2 protein-coding genes are annotated in these 1,188 nt (G+C 43.5%); both read right to left on the reverse strand.

The window, feature by feature from the left end; all coding sequences use genetic code 11:
* Window positions 1–159: 159 nt before the first annotated feature.
* Window positions 160–918 carry a LytR/AlgR family response regulator transcription factor gene (locus L7E55_RS17540; protein WP_277445652.1) on the reverse strand — a complete coding sequence of 253 codons (759 nt, stop codon included), beginning with the start codon at window positions 916–918 and terminating at the stop codon, window positions 160–162.
* Between the two features lie 18 nt (window positions 919–936).
* Entirely contained in the window at window positions 937–1,047 is a 111-nt protein-coding gene (locus L7E55_RS17545) for a cyclic lactone autoinducer peptide (RefSeq protein WP_277445653.1), read from the reverse strand.
* Window positions 1,048–1,188: the final 141 nt, after the last annotated feature.

Raw genomic sequence — 1,188 nt, forward strand, 5'->3', positions numbered from 1 at the left:
CCCCCTTCGACTTCCTTCAGACCCCACCGTTGCCAGTGACGCCCTTGTCTACAGGTTGTCTTCCCGCTGGTTAGGTGACAGGGTTTCTTTCAACCCATTGGCTCGGCAGACATGCCGGGCGAACAAATAAAAGGGTTCGTTAAGAACCCTTTTAAATGTTTATAAGACTTTGGAGTTTGTCATATTTTCTAGTATTTTAGCATTTTCCCACGTCAGAAACGGCCTTTTTTCTGTATTGGCCATGACCAGCTCAAAGCTGCCTCTACCACAAGGTATGATCTTCTTAAGCATATTTAAGTTTACTATGAACCCCTTGTGGCTCCTGAAAAAAGGGTAACCTCCCAGTTGTTTTTCCAAATCCGAAAGATTTTCGTGTGTTTTAAGCACGCCTTCATTATGATAAATGATAGTTTTACGTTCTTCTTTGGTGACAAAAATAATATCATTCAAATTCAGGTAGACATATTCATTATTATCTTTGAATATTCGTGCTTTCTCAACCGGATGATTAGGTTTAGTTAAGCCTGAAACTTGCTTCCCGGTTATTTTTCCGTCAACCACCGACTTGATTCTCTCCATCGTCTGCCGGAGCCTATTCAATTTAAAAGGCTTTACGAGGTAATCGAAGGCGTATAAGTCAAAGGCTTCGCTTCTATACTCGCTAAAGGCTGTGGCGAATACGATAAAGGTCCAGGGGTTGATATCGAATATTTCCCGGGCCAGTTCAACGCCGTTTTTTCCCGGAAGGTCGATATCAACAAAAACCACTTGGGGTGACAGTTCTTTGATTAACGTTATTGCTTCCACCCCATCCCCGGCTTCGCCGGTGACTTCCACGCCTTCAACTTCCTCAACCACTTTTTTGATCACATGGCACATGTCAGGATCATCTTCGGCAATTAAGACGGTTATTTTCACGTGAAATCCCCCCCTCTATTATTCGGATTTCACGGGGGGCACAGGCTGGTACCAGTGAAAGAAACTGGCCGGCTTGATTCCGATTGCGGCGACATAAAGGGCTACCATAACAATTGGTGAAAACACCATTTTTTTAACTATCCTGTTGCGGCCAGCAATATTTGAACCCGAATCAGTCTATATGGTTAGAATTACATGACCCTTACGAGGGTTTTTCTTTTTTGGGGAGAAGAAGTGTAACAGAAAAAACGAAGAGGCGTTAACCCTGTG

The sequence above is a fragment of the Pelotomaculum isophthalicicum JI genome (assembly GCF_029478095.1).
Lineage (GTDB): Bacteria > Bacillota > Desulfotomaculia > Desulfotomaculales > Pelotomaculaceae > Pelotomaculum_D > Pelotomaculum_D isophthalicicum.

What these genes read in the sequence shown, in the direction of transcription:
- L7E55_RS17545 (WP_277445653.1), bottom strand. Translation starts at nt 1,047, where the DNA reads ATGGTGTTTTCACCAATTGTTATGGTAGCCCTTTATGTCGCCGCAATC.